A 20,817-nucleotide genomic window follows, 5' to 3' on the forward strand; every position below is an offset into this window, starting at 1 on the left:
AAACTGGTAAGTCTATCTTACATCAGTTTGAAGGTTTACACAAACTTTGGGATACTCCCGAACTTGCTCATTTATAGTTTCTTATATTTTTACTCAAACACATCCATATGTTGAGTAGTACAACACTTATAACTATAACTATAGCTGAAATATATGGCAACCATACAACCTCAAATAATTTACTGATAATCATTAATCCTACAGACATTGAACATACCAAATAGCATATGCCCACTCCTTTGAAAAGCACTTTCTTGTTATAGCTATTCTGTTCTTTTTCTGAGAGTGCATTGTATATCGGTATAAAACATCCGCCTCTTCCATTAAATAATAAACAACCTATAAGTAGAAAAAAAGCCATTATAAGTAGCTCAACTATAACATCTTTCATCATAATCACCTCACACTTTGTAAGAAATAAAAGTTTACAATTCAAAACAATACTTTTCTAATAGCACTTTTCTTAACTTCTTCCTCCAAGAACAAATAAAGCTTTCAATTTTATCCAGTATAAAACTCATTTTTATTTCAATATACCATCTTTTTATCGATAATTCAAACATTTTTGTAAATATTAAATTTGTCAAATTGGAAACTCATACTTCATATATAACATCAAAATATTGCCTCTCTTGACTATTATGTGAAACTACAACAATAATTTTATCTTTTTGTTTTTTTAAATACTGATAATATTCATCTCGAGACTCTTGATCCAAATGTGCTGTTGGTTCATCAAAAAAATATACATCCGCATCTTTTAATATGGTCTTTACCAATTCCACTTTTTGTTTTTCACCACCAGACAGCATATTGATATTTTGAGTCTCCTTTTCTAACACCTCGTGTATATCCATAGCTATATTGTACATATCTTTCATAATTAATCTATCAATTATTTCACGAGTAGAATACTCTGTATTATTTGATAGGTTTATATACTCAACTACAGATACAGAAGGAAACTTCTGTTCTTGATTCATTACAGAAAAACAGTTTAAACGTAATTGTTCATAATTAATTTTTTTTATATTGATATTATCAATGAATATATCTCCAGAAAGACTTTTATACTGTCTTATTAAAATATTAATAAATGTTGTTTTTCCTGCACCATTTGATCCACAAATAAGATATCTTTTACCTTTTTGAAAATCAGCTGAAATTTTATTTAATCCATTTCCATTTTCAAAAATATAAGAAATATCCTTTGCTTCAATAAAGTTAACTGTTTCTTTTTTTAATAAACCATCTTCTCTCAGTTCTAATTGATATAATTCTTTTATTCTATTGTATGAAGTTTTTGTGTTTTGATATGTTTGCCCAAAGGTCAATATCAGATTTGTATTACTGAGAGCTATCCCCATATATGTAAATATTATAGTAAATTGCCCAACTGTTATCCTACCATTTGCTAAATCAGTTCCTGCAAAATAAATCACCAAACTAAATCCTACTAAATATATAACGCTTTGAACAAGAACATACAAATTGCTATTTTTCTGTAATAAAATTCCCTTTTTATAAAATACATCATAATATTTCTCTAATCTTTTTAAGAATGCTCTATATATAACATGAATTTGTACATAATCTATAAATGCTATTTGCTCATTAATAGACTGTAAATATCTAGATTTTGCATTTCTGTAATTTAGCATCTTTATATATAAACCATTTTTAAATAATAAATACAGTAAAATATACAATCCACAAATACAAGCTAAGATTATCCCATACTTTAACTCTATCAGCACGACTAAATTGAACACCAATAATAAAATAATTATATTCATACAAATACTGGGAAGCGATGAAATCACAAAATTAGTTACCAACATTGTATCCGAATCAAGTCGTTCTGCTAAATAGACGCTATCATATTTTTTCACACTTAAAATTTTCACCCCGTGTAAGCGGTTTACAATCATTTTTACTAATGAATTAGAAATCTTCATATTATATTTCATGACTATATATTGAAATATATATGTAACTAATGCCTTAACTGATTGTACAATAATAAAAATAATAATAAAATTAACTACCATATGTTTTGTCGCACCCTGAGATAAAACATCTAAAATTTGAGACATCAAATATGTATTAGCAAGTCCTATACTTGATATAATGGTACTAAATAATAATATCAAGGTAAATCCCTTTAAATTACATTTTATTATACTTGCACAAAAAGAAGATAAATTATTTTTTATATCAGATATATTTTCCATATTTTTCACCACTATTAATTAATAATTGTTGTTTTTCTATACGCTCAGCAATCCTTTATTAATAAAAATCAAAGACGCCTTCCCTATATATAAAATAATGAAAAGGCGCCTTTGCTTAATGTCTGAAATCAATTTTCTTTAGCCAGAAGCCCAATCATTGTTCCATGTGGCAGTTAAATACACAAAAGCTCCACCAAACACGGCAACCACTAAATATACAGCTCCTGCAACCATTACAGGTCCTATTGCAGCCGAATGTGTAGACGGTCCATCGCCTGATAAGTTTTCTACTTTGATCTCAGGTCTTTCGTAATCTTCCATATGTAGCCTCCTTTCTAATATTTTTATTTAAAAATTATAATATTTCAATAATTTTTAAATCCAAAATGTTTTATTTTTATTGTTCAGAGGAATAAACATAAACATCTTTTTGTTGATACTCCTTTTTCAGTATTCCGATTGCTTTAAATGAAGAATCTAATACCACTTTATTAAATGCTTTATATATCAAAACAACTTTTTCTCCATCTTCTACTAATGTTTTAGCTTCAAGAGTTTCTCGATATAATTTTTTCATGAAACTTATTAAAATATCTGTCCATCTCTCCGGTAACTTATCTTCATCCTCTATGTATATAATCTCAAATATTTTATATTTAATATTAGGTTGAATTATTATCTTCGCAACATTTCCATTATTATCTTCCATAGAAAATCCACTGATAATTCCACTACTCCAAACTAATTTAAGAATATTCTCATTATTTAATAAGCCTAATCCTTCCTCTGCAATAACCAATGAATCTTTTAAACTATCTATATTAGAAACAAGATCTAATAGCTCTTCATACTGCAAATATTTAATTTTAAGTTTGTCAGATATGTAGACAAACCTGTCAAGCAAATAATTTTCTCCTGTCATTTTAATAACCTTTAATCTCCAAAATAGCTGTAATGTTTTATCAACGTCTTTATAAATTATGTCTTCATCTATATCGTACTTTGTGTTTAACAGATGACAAATATCTTGCACACTATTGTCTCCGTCACAGTATTCCAGAATATTAAAAGCAGCTTTATTAATCATTATCCTGCCTAAAACACTAAAAAATGTTGAAACAAAAGAAAAACTATTATCTCCTTCTACTTTAATATTACGCATATTCTCATCCATTTTGATTGGTCTTGAATTTCTCATTACTTCTGATGTGCTTCTATTCATATTTCTCTCCATTCCGTAACTTTCATCATCCCATATTTTTAACATTACTGTATCATATATGCATATGATACAATATCTCTACAACTATTATTGAATCTTCTAATACACAATTCCAGTTCAAAGCCTAACTCTTCAATATTACATTTATTTAAGTCCCGCTTCACTATAACTAATTTTAACTTCGTTAGTTGATGATTTTCTTTATAGATTTCAGCTATAGCATAATTTAATAATGTTTTTTTATTCCACGGAAAAATTAGAAGATTGCAATAGCTCAAGTCTTCGCACTGTTTCTTTTCAATTAAAATCATATCTTTAATCTCATCGTTTTGAATGTCTGCAAATGCAACCAATTCATGATCAAAAAAACGTTTTCTTAACCAACGTGAACTATATTCATTAGAATTAAAATCCACACTATATATATAATTACAATTTTCACTAACACATTTTTCTTTTATAAACATTGAAATATCAATAACTTTATCACTTAAAATTTCACAATACATTTTGACCTCCATAGCTCTTAATTAGCTCTGCATAACATTTATTCATTTGTTCCATATTTTCTTCACTAAATACATCAAATTTCATGTAATTCATTCCTACTTCTGCTGGAAAATCTTTTCCTAGTATTATTTCATTAGCAGAACCTATATTTTTTCTAAAAGTTCTTATTAATTGATGATTCCATAATTCTCCATAGTTTTTCTTTAAATATTCTGAAATACTATGTTTTTTTAAATCCCCAATTATAATTGGAATATATGGACTTAACAAAAGTTCACCTTTTTCATTAACCTGGATAAAATCTAGTTGTTCCATAAATAAATGTTCTAATGAATCACACCATTCAATAGAAATTCCGTCTTTTTGAATATTTTTATATCGGTTAACCAATAAATAATTAGCGGCTTGTATATACTCATTTTTACTTAAACTATACGCATCTAACCCTTCTTTAGCTCTTCCCATCTTCATTAAAGGTTGTACACGTAAGATATCAATGCCCAAACGCGTACATAACTCAATTATCTTTGGCAATTCTTCGTAATTTCTTTTATTAAGACAACATACTGCTGAAATTTTAATATCTGATTTAGCTTTTCTTCTAAGAATATTAAGTTGCATAATTGTATGTAATAAATTTTCAAATAAACCTTTTTTATTACGCAACCAATCATGTGAATTCTCTGTAGCTCCATCTATACTAAATTGAATATTATTTAATCCGTAATAAATTAATTTTTCACTAATAGATTCCGTTAACAGTTCTCCATTTGTTACCATTCCAATATTCATTTCGCTATTTATTTTTTTTTGGTGATCAATAAATCGAAAAATTATTTCTTTTTTTAATAAAGGTTCCCCTCCACAAATACAAAAATTATCAGGTCTAGTAGAAGCTAAATCATTCATTATGCGAAATAATTCATCTGATGCTAACTCATCATTGTTCATTTCTCCACTGTGATTATAGCAATGTCTGCATTTTAGTGTACATTTTCTTGTTATATCTATATTTATATCACTACCTCTCATTTTTCCTCTCTTCACTTATCAATTTCAAATAAAACTTGTCCATTTCTTGACTCCATTCAGGTTCCAAAATATCAAATAAAATTTTTCCATATCCCAATTCCGGCATTCCTTCTATGCCACCTAAATTCATTTTTTCAGGTGAAACCATCTTATTTCTTAAATACGCAAATAATCTATGATTCCAAACTTCCTCCCAATTTTTGTTTACATATTCACTAAATTTGTGTTTTTTAATATTTCCAATAGCAATTGGTATATAAGCAGAAATTAATATATCTCCATTTGCACTAATTTGTGTAAATTTTCCGTGATCTATATCATCATTTAACAAATGATCAATTGGATCTCCCCATATCAAATCCATTTTTTTACCCATAGACTGGTTTTCACTATTTTTTTTACTTATTTTTTGAGCCACTATTTGGTATTCCTTGTAGTTCAATTTGTATGTATTTAAATTATCCATTGCACGCCCTAATAGCATTAAGGGTTGTGCTCTAAACGAGTCAACATTGAGAGTTTCACACAAATATATAACTTCTTCTAACTGCTCAAAATTTTTTTTATGCGGAATAAATGATACGGATATTTTTCTATTTATACCCAATTCCTGTCTTGTATCATCCAGATATTTTATTGCATTTATTGCATTTTTATATGCTCCTTTTTTGTTTCGTAACCAGTCCACCACTTCTTCTGTGCTACCGTCTAAACTAACTTGTATACTAGATATTCCTGACTGCCAAAGCTTTTTTGCAATTTCTTTAGTCATTAACTCTCCATTTGTTACCATATTCACATCAACACAAGTGTTCTTTGAATAATTTGCAATCTTATAAATACTTTCCTTTCTTAAAAGTGGTTCTCCTCCACACATGCATATAGAAACTGGCCTACAATCAATTACATCATATGCCATTCTTTCTAATTCCTCATCACTCATTTCATCCATTCTCTGGTTTTTTAAACCTCCACTAGAATTAAAACAATGTAGACATTTTAATGTGCACTTATTTGTTACATCAATTCCGGCTGCAAAAAAATTTGTCATGTTATTCCTCCTCATATAATATAGTAGTATTTATAGATCATCTCCAAGGTCTGTATGCTATACTCTTAGAGATGAAGTGCATTTCTGCAATTCACTCATTTTTTTCTTTTTTATTAATTGATTCTTATTTCATTCAAATAACTAATTATTTTATCTTTCTTGTATAAATCAGTAAATTCCTCTTTAACTTCTTTTATTTTTTTTGTATACCGATCTGTTGATAATATCTTATATATTGCATTTTTCACTTCACATGTATTACCATGTGACAATTTTCTATCCTTAATCATAATCCCTATATTATTTCTTTCGATAGCTAATCCCACTTGATAATCATGATAATTTGACGGATATACAATCATCGGTGTTTCACATAAGATAGCTTCTCGTACTCCAGACAATCCCCCATGTGATATAAATATTTCATGATTTGCTAACATTTTCCATTGATCCACAAAATTATAAAAATGTATGTTTCTTACATGTTCATACTCTGCGCTTAATCTTTCCATTACCTTCTTATCATTACCAACAGTTATATCTATATTTATGTCCATACTTTTTATTTCACTTAAAATATTTCTTAATATATTTTGGGAATAATAGTCTATAGATGTTCCCCTAGTCACATAAGCACCCGACTTCTCTTTTAAATCTAGCTGAGACAAAATATTACTATCGTATCCACAAAATTCAACATTTTTCATATGATTTGAATATGATTCATACAAATTTCTAGTACTGTATACAAATAGTTTGTCTGGTAATATTTTTCTTTCATTAAAATTCATTAATGTCTTAAATTTTCTATAGACATACATTTGCACTTTGTCATAGTATTCTAAAAATTCATTCCAATTATTTATTTCTAAAAGTTCATTTTTCTTTATTTTCCCCTGTTCCTCATCCAATCTAATTTCTTCAAGAACCACCTCATTATAAAATTTTTCATAAAAACAATTTGCTTCTTCAATATCTGTCGCTACTTCTATTGCAATACTGTGTATATTAAATTTTTTTGCTAACAGACCGCCCCATTTTGCCAATGAATCATATATTATTACTTGAGGATTATATTTTTTCACATACTTCATCATATAATCATACATATATTCATATAAGTATTTTGAAGAAATAGCACTCCATTCTATATTATTACTTGTATAATTTAAGTGATAATAAGAAATATGTTCATCTTCAAGTAAATTACTACTTTTTGTATTAAAATTAGCAATTACTTTTTCTGGATAGCAAATAACACTCACATTATCATTCTTAATGTACTCTGCAAAAAAATCATTTACAAAGCAATATGTATTATATCCCTCTTTTCCAATTTTATTTATTACATCAAGCACAGGAAATACATGCCCGTATAACGGAATCGTTAAAAAGAAAATAGTGTTATTTTTCATTTCTTTCACCTTCTAAAAACTCAATTATTCGCAAGTAATCATTCATATTATTCACATTACAATAATAATTTCCCACAACAAAAGATTGTATTTTCCCCGTAGCACAAATTAAATTTAATAAGTCAACTAATTCTTTTTCATGTCGCTCTTTATTTTCTTTAACTTTCTTAATAGCACCTAACACTGTATTTTTAAATATAATATTACCGGTTCCACTGCAATTATTATAAACAATCTGAGGTTTTTCTATAAAATTATACAGAAAACCATCTGGAGACTTTATAAATGTATAATTTTTTTTTACATATTCCAAGTACTTCTCATAGTATAATCCAACCATACATTCGTTAGTACTTGTTTTAAATTTTTCAATCGCCTCTGCATAATTATTTTCATATACAAATTCATCTGCTAACACCAAGATAAAATCATCATTGCCAATCTCTTCCACTGCACTTTCTATTGCACCGACAACTCCTTTTACAGATTGTTTTTGTTTACAAAACAAAATCGGCGTATCATTAACTTTTGTTCCAATAGTATCTATAATCTTTTCATGATTCTCTCCAATAATAACTATACATTCCGTTATTTCTTTTATATTTGTAAGGTTTTCCAAAGTGTATAGCAATAAAGCTTTACCATTAATTGGTACAAGACATTTATGCATATAAGTAGAATCCTTATTAAATCTTTTTCCTTCTCCAGCTGCTGGTATTACTGCTTTCATTTTTCTTCCTCTATAAAATCCTACCCTATTTCTTATCTACATATTTATTTTAACAGACAAAATTTATATAAATAAATAACTGTAATAATCTGTACTTTTACTGTAACAAATTAAGAGCAAGTTTCGCCTGAGTAACTCAAAACTCACTTCGTGACTTTCGACTATCTGGCAATCTTGATGGGGATTCTGCTCCCCATACCCTCAGATAATACAGTTTTCACTAATATGCATACTTGGCTCCTGTAAAAAAACAGTCGCATCGTGATCATATCTATCACGAAAAATCCATAAATATTTTTATTGTGTTACCGCCTGATATTTTCAAATCGGCTTTATATATAGAAATATCTTTATTTTGAAAGGAACTATAAAATGGCACGACCTAAAAAAGATAAAAACTTACGGCATACTCGTCATATCATGCTCCGTCTCACCAATACTGAATATGAAATAATTGCAGAAAATGCAAAAGCAGCAAGCCTCCCGTTAGCAGAGTATGTCCGTAAACAGATAACAAATAAAAAAGTAATTGTGAAATATGAAATTGTGGCAGATCTATCGGAGTTAAAGAAATTAATTGCTGAATTTGGAAAGATTGGTAGCAATCTGAACCAAATAGCTCGTTACTTTAATACTGGTGGACTCCATTCCCAGGAAATGCGTAACGAAATCAAAAAGAGCATTGCTGAAATTTATAAATTAAAATACGAAGTAATAAAACTGGCTGGAGATTTTACCACTGTCAATGCAAATAATAGAAATAACACAGGAGAAAACTAATATGGCAATCCTGAAACATATTGCAAGCAAGAATGCCGACTATGGAGAAGCTGAACGCTATCTGATTTTCCAACATGATGAATATACGCAAAAACCAATTCTTGATGATAATGGGAATATGTTTCTTCGTGAAGAATATTATCTGGATGGTATAAACTGTGATCCGTTTACATTTGATGCGGAATGTCGGGAAACTAACGCTTTCTTTCACAAAAATCAGTCTTTTAATGAGATTAAGTCGCATCACTACATCATCAGCTTTGATCCTAAAGATCAGGAAGAACATGGTCTGACCGGAGAGCAGGCACAGAAACTTGGCGTAGAATATGCCAGAGAGAATTTTCCTGGGCACCAGGCTCTTGTCTGCACCCACACTGATGGTCATAATGGCAGTGGAAATATTCATGTACATATTGTAATCAACAGTGTGCGAAAGTATGATACCGAGCCACAGCCCTATATGGAATTTGACCGGGATTCAAAAGCTGGATACAAACATCATCTTTCTGACAGATACCGAATTTACTTAAAACAAAAAGTTATGGATATGTGTCATTCCAATGGACTAAACCAGGTAGATCTTCTGACACCTGCTGAAAGAAAAATATCTGAAAAAGAATACTGGGCAAAACGCAGAGGTCAAAAAAAGCTCGATGAACACAATGCAGAACTGAAAAAGAAAGGACTTACTCCAAGACAGACGACCTTTCAAACAGAGAAGCAATACCTTCGTGATGCGATTGATACGGTTGCTTCACAGGCAACATCACAAGAAGAATTTTCCAGATTGCTGTCTGAAAAATATAATATTACATTTAAAGTCAGTCGTGGCAGATACAGCTACCTGCATCCTAATCGTCAAAAATACATCACCGGAAGAAATCTTGGAACGCTTTATGAAGAAAATCATCTTCTGCAGGTATTCCAGGATAACTCCAGCAAGCAACACGCAGAAAAGTCACATTCTACTGACAGACCAGTTACAGATTTTTCAGAAAAGTCAAAATCGTCAGCTTCTGTCCAAACTGACGAAACTACACACTCTTTCCTTTTTATAAAATCTGATTTACGACTTGTAACAGATTTACAGCACTGTATCAAGGCACAGCAAAGTCAGGCATACGCACAAAAAGTAAAGCTGTCTAATCTTAAGATGATGGCTCAGACAGTTGCCTATGTACAGGAACATGGTTTCCAGAGCAAGGAAGATTTAGATACTGCCCTTTCCAATGCCTCTGCCCAAAGCACTGATGCCAGAAATACTCTGAAATCCACAGATGACTCTTTAAAAAGTATAAATGAACAGATTCATTACACCGGACAGTACCTTGCCAATAAATCCATCTATTTCGATTACCGAAAAAGTCGAAATAAAGAAAAATTTTATGAAGATCACCGGGCAGAACTCACCCTTTATGAGTCTTCTCTCCGAATACTCAAAGAAAAAGCACAGGGCAAAAAACTCCCTACTCTGAAAATGTTGCGTGAGGAAAAGAGTCGTTTAACAGAATTGCAGACAGTACAGCGAGATGAATTTAACTCCCGGCGTGAATATGAACGTGAACTTCGTACAGTATGCTCCAATGTGGATATCATTCTTAATCATCCACATATACAGGAATCTCTGCACGAAACATCACAAGAACATTCTTGTTTCCGTTAAAAATCTCGATAAAAAATTTTCCAAATTATTTTTCACTTTCTCCGTTGACTAAATTCATTTTTTCGCATATACTATGAATAGGAAAACAGGCGACATCCTGTTGGTGTGGCTGACACCTAAAATCCGAAACGAAAGCCGAACATGAATCGGAGAGTTGGCAGGCAACAGAAAAACCTGAAAGCAAAGCCAGACATATGGGCTGGAGTGTTGGCGGACAACAGAAAAATCAGTCTATAAGGGAGATGCACAATGCTACGGTATTGTAATCTCCCTTTAAATATTTTATACATATTGCAGAGGTCATAATATGACAAAATACAACAAACAGCAGGCCATTTCTATCATTATAGATTGTGCTGCCAAATACGAAGAAAATCTCAATGGCTATCAGCTCTTATTTATTTTAAAAGACAAGCATAAACATATTTCTTCTCTGGAAGTAAGTTTTTATCCATATAATTTTCTTCACCTTACAGGCATTAAATTAATTGATGGCACTACTGCTACTGATTTTTACAAGCGCTGTTTAAACCATAAATTAAGTCCTGAAGATTTTTCCTTCGCATCTGATGGAACTACTCAGTTAAAACTTGAAATTCTTCCACAACTTATGCTTAAAAATATATCAGCTAAAATGGTTGGAGATTTTAACGGATGCAATCCAAAATTATATACAGAAAAATTAGCTGGTGGCGTAAAAGCCTGCCTTGGTTTTGTAAAAACTCATCGTGCTGAATATGTGCCAAATACAGTACTGAATACAGATATTCGCACAGTTACTAAAATTTCACAGCAGGTAATCGCTACATATCGTCGAAAAAATTCAGCTTCCCCTTATCAGGAATTAGTTTATAAGGCCAAAAAAATCGACTGGGATACCATTACCTTTCCGAAAGAATATGACTATCTCACCAAACCAGAGTAGCATATATCTGTAAGGTACTTAAGTTTTTTATATTCTTCTGTAATACATGAAAAGATGGTGCTATGCACCATCTTTCTAAAGTTCTTTTTTCTATATAAATAATATTATTCTATTTTCTCCACCAGGAAATATCCGTAAATATTTATTTGTTACATCCGTAATGTGTATATGAATACACCCAAGCACTATTATATTTTAAAATAGTATTACATTTTTTACACCATGTTGCATTTGCTTTATATACATCACATCTTGATCCAGTATGTCTATGCTGCCATACAGTATCAGTTACACGATTACCAGAAGCATGCGTGCAACTACTTTTAAATTCAATATAAGATAAATTCAGTACATCTCCTTTTTCATTATATATTTTCCCATCAACTTTTTCTTCCATTTTTGAAAAGTTATTATCAGGATTTGCTGCCATTACATATGACGAATTTATAAGCAACATGCAACACATACTCAATGCCATAAATAACACTTTTGTTTTTCTTCTCATAACCAATCAGCTCTCTTTCTAAAGTATTAATAGGATATTTCCAACAGCAGTTTACTGCTTTAACATAACAATACATTCTTCATTTATTAATTCAAATTTTATAATTTCACTATATGAAATTTCTTTACTTTCATCATAAACTACTATTTCAAATTCACATTCGTCTACATAATCTGGAGTATTATTTGCTAACTTCTCATTTTCATTACTATAGATTTGACCAAGCATATTTTTCTCAGGAATCCAGTATATATTTTTTTCATTCTGGTAAATCGTAAAAATATTGCTTTCTTTTCCTAATGATTTGCATTCATACATATAATTTTCTGGTATATCTATTTGAAAAATATAACCATTTCCTACCGGTGTTTCCATCAATTGTAATGTTTCTTTATGCTCCGGAATTAAAACGGAACTTTTCACATTTCCATCCTGTGTCATTGCATAAACAGTAATTGTCATTTTATTTTTTAACATAATATTCATGAACACGCATAAAAATAACATAGCTGTTACAATTACTCCAACTGTAATTCTTTTCATATAAAAATTTTTTTTCAGAGTTTTTTTTCTTTCAAATCCCTCAAATATTCTCTGCTTCGATTCTTCCGTAAATTCGATTCCTGTCACAGCCTTTTTAATTATATTTTTATCCACACTCATTCACTCCCAAATTCTTTTTTAATAAATTTCGTCCCCGTTCCAAACGCTTTTTCACAGTCGATTCTGTAATTTTCAAAATCTTACTTATTTCAAAACATTTATATCCTTCTACATAATATAAAAAAAGCACCGCCTTATATTTAGATGGTAATTCTAAAAGGACATCAAATATCTGACTATCTATACTATCCTCAGGATATGTAGTCTTAATTGTTTCAATATTTATATGTGGATGTTGTTTATAAAAACGCAATTTATCTTTGCAAAGATTTATTGTAACTCTAATTAACCATGCCTTTTCGTGTTCATAGGTTTCAAAGAGAGGCTTTTTTAGCATATATTTTATCAATGCATCTTGCACCGTGTCTTCCGCATCATACGTTTTTTTAAGCATTACAATACATAGTTTATACATCATTTCTCCATATTTCTGAAATATCTCCTCAACTGAAGATGTTTCAATCATGCCTCTCACCTCCCAACTTTAGTCCCTTTACAGTAAAACGTTTCAGAATTCCAAAAGGTGACAACTTTATATAGTATTTTTTCATCTTTTAATTTGCACTCATCAAATATTGTTTAATGTACAAATCTCCCAAGCAATAAAAAAATACAAATATGTGTTGGATAATATATATAAAAAAATTTTTTCAAATTTTTCCCTTTGCGATTATTATATAATGCAATAAATGGTGCTGCAAGAACCATCCATGCCTGGGTATAATTAAACAACCCTGGGTAAACCCAATACTGAGATACACTTACAATATAAGAACCTATTAATACAAATACTGAAAAGAAAATCAATGCTACAATCTGATTTTTCTTTTTTTTCATATAATACCATCCAATTCCTAAGATCAGAAAAAATGGAGAATACTGAATCGTAAAAATATTAGGTAAAAATACATTTATTACTGAACCACTAGTCCCTATTATAAGACTTCCTATCCCTACTAAAATAGGTATAAGCATTAAAACTATATGCCTTATAATATGTTCTTTCTTTATAATCATATCAATCAAGTAAATATAAATTGCTGTAAAAAGCCATTCTGGAATTACATTAAATGAGATCTCCGAATGTAATAAATACGATAAAACAATTTCAAGAATGCAAATACATATATGATATTTATACAATCTGAAAATATAACTTTTTTTATCTGATGAATACCGCATAGCCTGTATCACAGCAAAAAGAAATAACGGTGCTGCAATTCGACCCACAATTCTAAAAATACTAACATTTATCGTAGTGTTTGCAAATACATATAAATACAAATGATCAATGGTCATACATACTAATCCTATTATTTTAAGCATTGTATTACTTAAATTAAAAAATATATTGTTCTTAATCCTTTCCATAAATCCCCCTATAAATTCAAAAGTGTAAAAGCCCTTCTATCAATTGCATAGAAGGGCTTTTACAAAACATTAGCCAAAATAACCTGAAATAGAATAACGGTTACCTATAGGGCTGCTATTAAAACGAAAATAAAATTTATCACTATTGCTGTATCCGCCAAGATCATCAGCTGTAATCGTATGTGATTTACTACCACCCGCACTAATTGTCCAACTACTTACAACCGTTTGAACAATAGTTCCTTTATGTACCAAATCAACCTTTACTTTATTACTTGAGCCTGCAGAAAAACTAAATTTTTTACCTTTAACGCTCGTAAAATAATAATTTGTATATAATGTTGAATAATTACTACTACCATCTACATAATATTTTCCATCACTCCAAGACCATTTTGATGTTGGTTCTTGAGTTGTTCTGGCAACAGGTACAAATTTAAATTCTTCATGTCCGTTAACATCGCCTGTAAAACGCACTTCCGGAACACCTTTATCCGCTTCTTGAGTCATCTCTTTATCTGTTTGTGCAAAAACAATCGACGACGGAACACAAAGGCATACCATAACCATAAATGTGAATAATAAACGTTTAAAACTCATTCTTTTGTTTCTCATGTAATTCCTCCCTTATTAGAAATATTATCTTTTTTGCTCCGACTTCCGAATATCTTTCCCATTGGATTCACACCCTTTATTTTCTCTTTTAATCATAATACGAATACCCGCCCATAATAGTGACATTAATTTACAAATTTTGATAAAAAAATAATATTTTCTGAAAACACAAAGTATTAGCTAAATTAAAAAGTGCAGGAAAGACTACCTACATAACAATCTTTCATCAACCTAAATATAAAACTTCGAATCTATAATTCAAATCCATTAATAAAAGAGCCTATCTTTTCTTGCGTTCTATATCTTCTTCCATTACCTGCTGCATATCTTTCTGTCCACTACGTCTTGCAATTTCTTCCTTTTTCTCATTCAGTTTTGCAAGGACAGATTCTTTTGGACGGTTCTTTTTATCTTTTGGTGCTGCATTATTTTTAAGTCCATCAATCATATTGTAATTTGCTTCCTCTGTGATTTCCGCACTTCGCAGGTATTCCCCATTCTCCATGTACTTTTGCCAGTTATCCAGTTTCGGTTTATAGTCTTCTGCCTGCTCCTGTACTGGCGGGTGCAGAGAATCAAGAATCTTCTGTTTTACTACATCATCAAATCCATTGTAGGTGCTGTCTACAATCACATTGCCTTTCTGATCTAAGACTACATACGCAACATCTTTCCCATACTGCTCATGTTCCATAAGGAAATAATTCTTACCTTCCACCAGCAGATAATCTATTACTTCCCATGTTCCATCTTTTCCAGCTATTTCATAGCCCACTGTATCTTTTGCAAGGCCACCACCTTCTGAAGATGTGCCTTTCATAAAATCAGAAATTTCTATAAAAGTATCTTTATTTACATAGTAAATGGTCATAACACCCTTATCATTAAGGATCAGCACATCACTGGTACTGACTGCATGGCCTTTATAATTGTGCGGCTGTTTCTTCTCCAGCTCCTTTTTTATCTGCTCCGGTGTTTCTCCCGGCTTCATTGTTCCGAGATACACCTGTTCATAATTTTCCATCTGCACAGGAATCTGATCCTTTGCAAGTTCCTCATAGGTTCGGAAAAGAAGATTTCTCAATTCCGGTTTCTTTTTTAGCTGATAAACTGCAAACTGACTTGTACTCATTCTCCATCCACCTCCAGATCTGCTTTATAGATTTCTACCGTTTTCTGCAGTTCTTCATATCCCTCATCGCTAAGATAGTAGAGCTTCTGAATCGTTGTAAAAATCAGTAGTTTCATATCTTCGTCCAGATAGGAAAAAATCTCATCCATCGCTTCCATTGTCTGAATCCGGTTTCCTGCATCAAAAATTGCGACTGCTATATATTCATCTTCCTCAAACCTTACCATCATAATGTTACATCTCCCTTCTTATGTGCCTTGGATTTTTCTTTCGACGTATTCTGCTCCTGCTCTTTTATTTTCGCCTGACGCTCTCTGAGTGCCTGAAGAACGGATTCTTTTCTGCTCTTTGGTTGCGGAACGTTTTCTTTTTGTATAGGCTTCTCCTCTATTTTCGTAAGCTCCTGCTTTTGGGCAAAATATTTTTCCACATCATCCATTGCTTTTTGTACTAATGGACTTTCCTTATAATGCTGAATCATATCCACATCTTCCCGGTCAACTTTTCCCAGTCGCATAAGATCATACGGTCCATCATAATCACTTCCATCATGCAGTTCAAATCCAACACCTTTTATTCCATTCATGCGATCTGCAGGAATCGTTTCATAAATGCGTAATGCTTCTTCAAGGGTAAGGTTCTCATGATACTCACCCATAACAGGAAATTCCATACACTCCGCAACATAAAAAGTGATCGTGGCTTCTGGCTGTTCCTGCTCTGGTTTCCTGGTAAAAGCAGAGAATGTTTCTGCATTTTCCAAACGTGAGAGTAATGACCGGGCAGTGACTACATCACTGTCTATATCCGTTTCTTCCGACACCTCAGTCAGCCAGTCTTTTAAACCTGCTGTATCCTTGTTCAAAATATCCTCTGTAATTTTCTCGACCTGTTCTTCCCTATTTTCAACACTATCTTTATATTCATAGGTATCATACTCATAACTAAAATTATCCAAGTCCACTGCGAGTTTCTTGATTTCCTGCTGATCAAGATAGGCTTCGGATTCCTTTATATATTCTGCTAGGGTAATCCTTTCTTCTGAGATTGGGTTAATGTCTATTTTAATGCCTGCTATTGCCATACCATAGGAATTCAATTCGTTAAAAAAACTATCCTCCCGAATATTTCCCCGATAAGAAAGCACCACATCAAGATCAGAATCTGCACGATACAGGTCATCTCTGCTTCTGGAACCATGTACTCTCGCCCCAATCAATGTAACTTCATTTTCCAGTCCCATTTCTTCCAGAACAGCTCTTGCATGAAATAAAACTTCATATTCAATTTCTGCCCTGCCCATTCCATTCAATGCTGTTTCACATCTGCCAAGTTCCGAAGTGAATCGAACATCTCCACTAGCCAGCACTTCTTTAGAATGACTGATTACCTTATCCCGAAACTCCCTGTCATCAACTTTTACACATTCAACATCTTCCAAGCCTTCATTTTTCAGGCTGGCATACATTGCTTTCTGAATAGAATCTTCTGGATTTCCACAGGCACCTCCTGAAATTTCATGAAGTTTCTGATCATAAACCAGGTATTTATAGCCTTCCTCAGTCGGTTGCACTGTTAAATACATACCAGACATTTTAAATTGTACGGTTATTCCCTCATAATTTTTTAATGCCGCTTCCCTGTCATAACCATCAAAAAAAGCCTTTGGACAATTACGTTCAAACTGTATCTTCTCCATTCTCTCTTCTTCTGCATATTCAATTTCTGCATACAGTTCTTCATAATCCATTACATTTGCATCTTCTATCGAAAATCCTTCTTCCGCTAAAATGTTCTCCATTGCTTCTGAAATAGAAATATCCGGATTATCGTAGACACCGCCATCCAGTTCCAGATAGTCCTTATCATAGAATGTATAATCATAACCATCTTCTACTGTCTGGATTGTAAAATACTGCTCTCCAATCTGGTATGCTATCTCTGTATCATGCCCTGCCAGACTGTTGCCTATATCTTTAAAAGTATTGTATATCTGCGGATTCAGCCATCCTTCTACTTTCTGACAATCATAAATCAGCGTATCTACTCCATTCTTGCACTGGATAAAATCAAGACAGCCTCGCAACGGTGCCGTATTTTCAATTCCAAGAGCTTTCATTTTATGATTAGGCAGAGAGTAATATGCTCCAAGGGCAGCTCCAAGATCCTTATATCGCTCAATCTTCATCCCTCCTTTTGCTTCCAGATCTTCGATCACATAATATTGGTCAATATAATGATTTTCTGGCATTTTCAGGTCAATGCCATTATTTTCTCTGACTTTATGTATCTCGAAAAAACTGAATTTCTGTTCTTCCCCCTGCAGATTCTGTCCGGTCAGTGTCGGCTCCCATGTGTCCGTACTGATTGGCTGCTGTTCCATGATTTTCATAACTGTTCCGTCTGCCAAGATAACTGTTGCCTGTCCTGTAAGATTCATCAGGTCATATACTGTTGCACCATTTTCTTCCAGATATTCTGAAATAGCTTCCCTGGCTTCTTCATCAAATCCATGCCAGATGTCCTCTGCCACCAGTGTTCCATTTTCCGATACGATAATATCTGCTACGTCCTGACCGTATTCCTCACTCCTCATCTGGAAGAATCGCTCCCCATGATACGTTTTCATATCCATCGCATACCAGGTGCCTGTATGTCCGTCTGCTTCATACCCTCTTGTAGTTTCAGTTATATGCTGATTTTTCACACCAAGCACCTCTTCCAATTTCCTGGTACGGATTTCATTCCTTGCCATATCAATGAAACCATTCAGGACTGCCGGATGACTGCTCACAATATAGTCCCTGTTCAGATCCATTCCCCGGCTGATATTTTCCGGAATATCAATGCCATCTGCCCATCGTTTATTGCCATCAGAAAATCTTCCATCATAGGAAAGCTGTTTCAATGTATTTGCCAGAACAAAGGCAACCCGTTCTTCTCCGTATTTCTCAACCACACTTACTGCAGCATCTGGATTTAAACGCATACCGTTAAAGCCCTCTGCGATTGCCTGTTCGATTGCATTTTTACAGTCAATGTTCAGTTTTCTGGAATCCAGGTAAGCATCTACATTTCTCTCCTGCATAGCCTTTTCCAAAGTTCCCATATAAACTTCCGGATATGCTTTTACTGGATTGGCATTTAACATTTCAGCTCTCTGTGCCACAAAGTCCGGTAGTTCTGTAAATCCAAAGGAATCTACATAGTATGCGGTTAATCTACCGCCCCGGTTCGTAATGATCACATCACTGACTGACATAGAGTGTCCGGTAAAATCGTTTGGTCGTTCTATATTAAAACGCTCAAAAAGATTGTCCAGTGTCGTAGCATCTCTCAGTCTTTCACTGTAAACCATCTGATAGTCTTTGCCATCTACGGTAAATCCCATTTCTTTTGCCGCTTCCAGACTTAAAAACTGATATCCTCTTTCTTCCTGGCCACTGTTGATCTGATAAATACCATAACGGTTTCCATCACTCTCTAAAAGAAGTGTTTCTTTGATTTTTGCCTTTTCTTCCGGTGTCATAACCGTTTCCTGACTTCTCCGATAATTTTCCCATTCAAATTTCGTCACTCCGAATAACCCGTCATGCTGTAAAATGTCCCGTTCCAGATTCATAACCCTCTGTGACTGCTCCTGACCGCCAACTGCTCCGGTCAGCCCGTAAACTGTTACTCCATCATGGTGCAGTTCCACTGCCCGTTCCCTGGTAAGCGGAAGCATACTCTCCGAATAAAATCCGGCTTCATGCAATTCTGATAAGCCGATCATCGAATCCGGCAGACTGTCAATCTGTTCCTCCGCTTCTCCAATCAGTTTTAGTACCGCTTCTCTGTTTCCATCCAGAATAGATTCTGCAAGATTCTCTACCAGTTTTTCCATTGCTTTCCTGTCATCCAGTTTATAAGCAAAATTCACGATAAGATTTCTCTGGTCATTGCTGAAAATCGTCCGTTCCTGCTCCAGACGGTTAATGGTCTGTTCTGCATACTGCATGGCACTCATTTCTTCTGTCTGCTCCACAACATCTGCTTCCTGCTCTGGTCTTTCTATCTGAAGTTCTCTGAGCTTTTCCTCAATCTGTCCGATCATATCAGCAGAAGTCTTACGGATGGTGTCCATAGAAGCACGAAGCTCTTTCATATTTTTACCGGAAGACCAGCTTGCAATATAAGAAAAGGAATACTCTGATGTATCCAATCCAAAATGGTTGCATACCACATAGGCAACACTTTCTGCTTCCACTTCCCTTGTAAGCTGGTCTTTTACAATGCCCTCTGCTTCCATCTGGTCACGATCATGTAATACTGCATGTGCGGTTTCATGCACCGCTGTTTTCATGGTCTGTGCCTCACTCATGCCAAGTTGGACAGCAATATATTTATCGACAAGCTGATAAAAGCCTTTTGCTTCCCCGTCAATCTCAATAAAGCGGATAGGAACTGGGGCAACCATTTTTAATGCTTCCATAAAATTATGGTAGATTAGAACATCCCCCTCCAGTTCTGATACCTCAAACTCTGGAATCGGTTCTCCTGTGGTCTGGCTGACATCAAATACTGTCGTAACCCGGAATCTTGTAATGACACGCTCTACTACTTCTGTTTCCGGCTGTCCATCTTCCCCGATCACAATCTCGCCAGTGTCCGGATCAGTCTTTTCAATCTCCTGTTTCTCTTTATACGGAGCCGGGGCAATAATCTGGATGCCCTTTTCCCCTCTTTTTACCTGCCGGTTGAATTTCTTCTGCCATGCCTGATACCCGGCTACCAGTGTTGCTTCCGGTTTCTGCATGGCGATCAACAATGTATTATTAAAACTGTAATTATGGAACTTTGCCATTGTGTTCAGATATTCGGTATATTTTTCTGATGTGAATATTTCTGCAACGCCCTGTTCCAACTGCTCTGTAATCTGCTTTAACTGTTCTTCTCTGTTTGCCATAATCAAATCCTCCATAGAAAA

Annotated in this window: 20 protein-coding genes; 3 read left to right on the forward strand and 17 right to left on the reverse strand. The window is 33.1% G+C overall.

The window, feature by feature from the left end; all coding sequences use genetic code 11:
• Positions 1-67: 67 nt before the first annotated feature.
• From DWX61_RS17730 to DWX61_RS17770, 9 genes are all read right to left on the reverse strand, one after another.
• On the reverse strand, positions 68-394 hold the full coding sequence (locus tag DWX61_RS17730; protein WP_117801573.1) for a DUF3784 domain-containing protein: 327 nt from the start codon (positions 392-394) through the stop codon (positions 68-70).
• 202 nt (positions 395-596) lie between these two features.
• On the reverse strand, positions 597-2,234 hold the full coding sequence (locus DWX61_RS17735) for an ATP-binding cassette domain-containing protein (RefSeq protein ID WP_118401243.1): 1,638 nt from the start codon (positions 2,232-2,234) through the stop codon (positions 597-599).
• Between the two features lie 138 nt (positions 2,235-2,372).
• Positions 2,373-2,555, reverse strand: coding sequence for a hypothetical protein (locus tag DWX61_RS17740; protein WP_117801575.1), 183 nt, complete (start codon positions 2,553-2,555; stop codon positions 2,373-2,375).
• Between the two features lie 76 nt (positions 2,556-2,631).
• Positions 2,632-3,501: a PqqD family protein gene (locus DWX61_RS17745; RefSeq protein ID WP_118401244.1), complete on the reverse strand. Its 870-nt coding sequence runs from the start codon at positions 3,499-3,501 to the stop codon at positions 2,632-2,634.
• On the reverse strand, positions 3,501-3,965 hold the full coding sequence (locus tag DWX61_RS17750) for a hypothetical protein (RefSeq protein WP_117481528.1): 465 nt from the start codon (positions 3,963-3,965) through the stop codon (positions 3,501-3,503). Before DWX61_RS17750 ends, DWX61_RS17745 begins: the two co-directional genes overlap by 1 nt.
• Positions 3,955-4,998 (reverse strand): radical SAM protein, encoded by a 1,044-nt coding sequence (locus tag DWX61_RS17755; protein WP_118401245.1) that lies wholly within the window; start codon positions 4,996-4,998, stop codon positions 3,955-3,957. The genes DWX61_RS17750 and DWX61_RS17755 overlap by 11 nt, the downstream gene beginning before the upstream one ends.
• Entirely contained in the window at positions 4,988-6,049 is a 1,062-nt protein-coding gene (locus DWX61_RS17760) for a radical SAM protein (protein ID WP_182432143.1), read from the reverse strand. The genes DWX61_RS17755 and DWX61_RS17760 overlap by 11 nt, the downstream gene beginning before the upstream one ends.
• Positions 6,050-6,162: 113 nt before the next feature.
• A complete protein-coding gene (locus tag DWX61_RS17765) occupies positions 6,163-7,464 on the reverse strand; it encodes a glycosyltransferase (protein ID WP_118401247.1) in 1,302 nt (433 codons plus the stop codon).
• Positions 7,454-8,194: a sugar phosphate nucleotidyltransferase gene (locus DWX61_RS17770; protein WP_118401248.1), complete on the reverse strand. Its 741-nt coding sequence runs from the start codon at positions 8,192-8,194 to the stop codon at positions 7,454-7,456. Before DWX61_RS17770 ends, DWX61_RS17765 begins: the two co-directional genes overlap by 11 nt.
• 372 nt (positions 8,195-8,566) lie before the next feature.
• On the opposite strand from DWX61_RS17770, the gene DWX61_RS17775 reads away from it, so the two are divergent.
• The 3 genes from DWX61_RS17775 to DWX61_RS17785 all read left to right on the forward strand — a co-directional run bounded on the left by DWX61_RS17775 (position 8,567) and on the right by DWX61_RS17785 (position 11,562).
• A complete protein-coding gene (locus DWX61_RS17775) occupies positions 8,567-8,974 on the forward strand; it encodes a plasmid mobilization protein (protein WP_118401249.1) in 408 nt (135 codons plus the stop codon).
• 1 nt (position 8,975) lies between these two features.
• Positions 8,976-10,637 (forward strand): relaxase/mobilization nuclease domain-containing protein, encoded by a 1,662-nt coding sequence (locus DWX61_RS17780; protein ID WP_118401250.1) that lies wholly within the window; start codon positions 8,976-8,978, stop codon positions 10,635-10,637.
• A 307-nt stretch (positions 10,638-10,944) separates the two neighbouring features.
• The gene (locus tag DWX61_RS17785) at positions 10,945-11,562 is read left to right on the forward strand and encodes a PBECR4 domain-containing protein (RefSeq protein ID WP_015543473.1); all 618 of its coding nucleotides are present in this window, start codon (positions 10,945-10,947) and stop codon (positions 11,560-11,562) included.
• Between the two features lie 142 nt (positions 11,563-11,704).
• Here the strand turns inward: DWX61_RS17785 and DWX61_RS18825 are convergent, their stop codons facing one another.
• The 8 genes from DWX61_RS18825 to DWX61_RS17820 form a co-directional block, all read right to left on the reverse strand.
• A complete protein-coding gene (locus tag DWX61_RS18825) occupies positions 11,705-12,067 on the reverse strand; it encodes a hypothetical protein (RefSeq protein WP_015543472.1) in 363 nt (120 codons plus the stop codon).
• A gap of 51 nt (positions 12,068-12,118) precedes the next feature.
• Positions 12,119-12,724, reverse strand: a complete 606-nt coding sequence (locus DWX61_RS17790) for a hypothetical protein (RefSeq protein ID WP_118626617.1) — start codon at positions 12,722-12,724, stop codon at positions 12,119-12,121.
• Positions 12,717-13,196 carry an RNA polymerase sigma factor gene (locus DWX61_RS17795; RefSeq protein WP_118401252.1) on the reverse strand — a complete coding sequence of 160 codons (480 nt, stop codon included), beginning with the start codon at positions 13,194-13,196 and terminating at the stop codon, positions 12,717-12,719. Before DWX61_RS17795 ends, DWX61_RS17790 begins: the two co-directional genes overlap by 8 nt.
• 113 nt (positions 13,197-13,309) lie before the next feature.
• Positions 13,310-14,101, reverse strand: a complete 792-nt coding sequence (locus DWX61_RS17800) for a TraX family protein (RefSeq protein WP_118401253.1) — start codon at positions 14,099-14,101, stop codon at positions 13,310-13,312.
• A gap of 69 nt (positions 14,102-14,170) precedes the next feature.
• Entirely contained in the window at positions 14,171-14,716 is a 546-nt protein-coding gene (locus tag DWX61_RS17805) for a hypothetical protein (protein WP_015543469.1), read from the reverse strand.
• A gap of 280 nt (positions 14,717-14,996) precedes the next feature.
• The gene (locus DWX61_RS17810; RefSeq protein ID WP_118401254.1) at positions 14,997-15,848 is read right to left on the reverse strand and encodes a YodL domain-containing protein; all 852 of its coding nucleotides are present in this window, start codon (positions 15,846-15,848) and stop codon (positions 14,997-14,999) included.
• A complete protein-coding gene (locus DWX61_RS17815) occupies positions 15,845-16,078 on the reverse strand; it encodes a transposon-transfer assisting family protein (RefSeq protein WP_005421654.1) in 234 nt (77 codons plus the stop codon). The genes DWX61_RS17810 and DWX61_RS17815 overlap by 4 nt, the downstream gene beginning before the upstream one ends.
• On the reverse strand, positions 16,075-20,796 hold the full coding sequence (locus DWX61_RS17820; protein WP_118401255.1) for an LPD16 domain-containing protein: 4,722 nt from the start codon (positions 20,794-20,796) through the stop codon (positions 16,075-16,077). The genes DWX61_RS17815 and DWX61_RS17820 overlap by 4 nt, the downstream gene beginning before the upstream one ends.
• Positions 20,797-20,817 lie beyond the last annotated feature (21 nt).

Source organism: Ruminococcus sp. AF20-12LB, assembly GCF_003478985.1.
Lineage (GTDB): Bacteria > Bacillota > Clostridia > Lachnospirales > Lachnospiraceae > Blautia_A.

Bases quoted from the DNA above. Each gene is read 5' to 3' on its own strand.
- DWX61_RS17780 (WP_118401250.1), top strand. From the start codon at position 8,976: ATGGCAATCCTGAAACATATTGCAAGCAAGAATGCCGACTATGGAGAA.
- DWX61_RS17810 (WP_118401254.1), bottom strand. From the start codon at position 15,848: ATGAGTACAAGTCAGTTTGCAGTTTATCAGCTAAAAAAGAAACCGGAA.
- DWX61_RS17785 (WP_015543473.1), top strand. From the start codon at position 10,945: ATGACAAAATACAACAAACAGCAGGCCATTTCTATCATTATAGATTGT.
- DWX61_RS17745 (WP_118401244.1), bottom strand. From the start codon at position 3,501: ATGTTAAAAATATGGGATGATGAAAGTTACGGAATGGAGAGAAATATG.
- DWX61_RS17775 (WP_118401249.1), top strand. From the start codon at position 8,567: ATGGCACGACCTAAAAAAGATAAAAACTTACGGCATACTCGTCATATC.
- DWX61_RS17805 (WP_015543469.1), bottom strand. From the start codon at position 14,716: ATGAGAAACAAAAGAATGAGTTTTAAACGTTTATTATTCACATTTATG.
- DWX61_RS17800 (WP_118401253.1), bottom strand. From the start codon at position 14,101: ATGGAAAGGATTAAGAACAATATATTTTTTAATTTAAGTAATACAATG.
- DWX61_RS17795 (WP_118401252.1), bottom strand. From the start codon at position 13,196: ATGATTGAAACATCTTCAGTTGAGGAGATATTTCAGAAATATGGAGAA.
- DWX61_RS17730 (WP_117801573.1), bottom strand. From the start codon at position 394: ATGATGAAAGATGTTATAGTTGAGCTACTTATAATGGCTTTTTTTCTA.
- DWX61_RS17760 (WP_182432143.1), bottom strand. From the start codon at position 6,049: ATGACAAATTTTTTTGCAGCCGGAATTGATGTAACAAATAAGTGCACA.
- DWX61_RS17770 (WP_118401248.1), bottom strand. From the start codon at position 8,194: ATGAAAGCAGTAATACCAGCAGCTGGAGAAGGAAAAAGATTTAATAAG.
- DWX61_RS17815 (WP_005421654.1), bottom strand. From the start codon at position 16,078: ATGATGGTAAGGTTTGAGGAAGATGAATATATAGCAGTCGCAATTTTT.
- DWX61_RS17755 (WP_118401245.1), bottom strand. From the start codon at position 4,998: ATGAGAGGTAGTGATATAAATATAGATATAACAAGAAAATGTACACTA.
- DWX61_RS18825 (WP_015543472.1), bottom strand. From the start codon at position 12,067: ATGAGAAGAAAAACAAAAGTGTTATTTATGGCATTGAGTATGTGTTGC.
- DWX61_RS17740 (WP_117801575.1), bottom strand. From the start codon at position 2,555: ATGGAAGATTACGAAAGACCTGAGATCAAAGTAGAAAACTTATCAGGC.
- DWX61_RS17765 (WP_118401247.1), bottom strand. From the start codon at position 7,464: ATGAAAAATAACACTATTTTCTTTTTAACGATTCCGTTATACGGGCAT.
- DWX61_RS17820 (WP_118401255.1), bottom strand. From the start codon at position 20,796: ATGGCAAACAGAGAAGAACAGTTAAAGCAGATTACAGAGCAGTTGGAA.
- DWX61_RS17750 (WP_117481528.1), bottom strand. From the start codon at position 3,965: ATGTATTGTGAAATTTTAAGTGATAAAGTTATTGATATTTCAATGTTT.
- DWX61_RS17735 (WP_118401243.1), bottom strand. From the start codon at position 2,234: ATGGAAAATATATCTGATATAAAAAATAATTTATCTTCTTTTTGTGCA.